General features: G+C 59.7%; 1 protein-coding gene. It reads right to left on the reverse strand.

Annotated features, from left to right (window positions below):
* The coding region (locus ATB02_RS25600; RefSeq protein ID WP_198600601.1) for a host specificity protein J at positions 1-1,615 on the reverse strand (1,615 nt) is incomplete at both ends.

A 1,615-nucleotide genomic window follows, 5' to 3' on the forward strand; every position in this document is an offset into this window, starting at 1 on the left:
CGGTGTTCACACTGCGGATATAAAAGTAATAATCATGGCCCGGTTTGATATTGATACTGGCGGCTATCCAGTACAGCGCCGTACCAAGATAGCGGGCTGTGGTTTCTACCTGCCTGATATCGGTAATCCGCGTTTCCGAGAACCAGAACTCAAACTGTACCGTCGGGTCATAAACGGCAAGATGCGGCGTGGCGGTTATCTGAAAATAGCCCGGCGTCAGCTCAATCCGCGACGGCACTGCAGGTGCGGCAATCCGGAACGATACCGATGCCGGATCGCCCTGCTGCCCCCGGGCATTTACCGCCCGGACTGTCAGCCTGTAGTTCCCCAGCGCCAGTTGCGTGAAGCGGTATGTGGTTTCCGCCGTCCGGGCTGTGCTGACCAGCCGCTCACTGCCGTCATCCGCTGCCACGGTCAGGCGAAGCATGAAACTCACGCCCTTCACCACCTTCGGCGTATCCCAGCGGGCCAGTACCTGATACTCCCCGCTGTCTGCGGTAACTTCGGCAGTCAGGTGCTGCACTGCTGGCGGCGTGACACCATTCACCGTGCCGCTCTGGTCGCCGTCAAAGTGCGCCCCGTTATCCACGATGGCCTCTTTTTCCGGTACATGCTGCACGGCGGTGATGGCATACGTGCCGTCGTCGTTCTCACGGATACTCACGCAGCGGAACAGGCGCTGGCGCAGCGTCGGCAGCTTCAGCCCCCACACGCTGTATTCAGCAACGCCGTCAGGAACACGGCTCACTTTCACCTTCACGCCGTCGGTGACGGACTGAACCTCCACGCTGACCGGATTGCCACTTCCGTCAACCAGGCTTATCAGCGTGGTACCGGAGGATGGCAGCGTGATTTCACGGTCGAGCGTCAGCGTCCGGATCTGGCTGTTTACCGCCAGCACGCGCCCGCCGATGCTGATACCGGCATAGTCATCATCACAGATTTCAATGACATCGCCCGGCACATGGCGAAGCCCTTCTGCGCCCACGCTGAAGTCCACGGTCTGCGTTTCCAGCAGCTCCGTTTTAATCAGCCACAGCCCGGCTCGGTGTGCCTGCCCCCGGCTGGTACAGCCAAAGGCATCCATCTTCGTGACGTTACGACCGTAACGGGCAATGGCCTGCGTGTCCTCCACAAGCTCTGTCGCCGTCTCCCAGCCGTTATCCGGGTCAATCCAGTTCACCTCAACGGCATTATGGCGGTCCTTCAGGGCGCTGAAGCTGTAGCGGAACGGCGCGCCATCATCCGGCATCACCACATTACTGCGGTTATAGGTCCACACCTTATCTGATGGTCGGTCCTGCACGAACGTCAGCGTCTGCCCGTTCCATACCGGCATACAGCGCATCGCCGAGCAGAAATCACTGAGCACATCCCACGCCTTACGCTGTGTGGTCAGGTACGCATTACAGGTGATGCGCGGCTCCGTGCCGCCAAAACCGTCCGGCACCGACTGGTCGCAACACTGGCCGATGACATACAGCGCCCATTTATCCACATCTGCCGCACCAAGACGTTTACCCATGCCGTAGCGCGGGTGGGTCAGCATATCCCACAGACACCAGGCCATGTTGTTGCTGTATGCTGGCTTAAACGTTCCGTCCCAGATACCGCT

This window comes from Escherichia sp. MOD1-EC5189, assembly GCF_002966045.1.
Taxonomy (GTDB): Bacteria; Pseudomonadota; Gammaproteobacteria; order Enterobacterales; family Enterobacteriaceae; genus Escherichia; species Escherichia coli_F.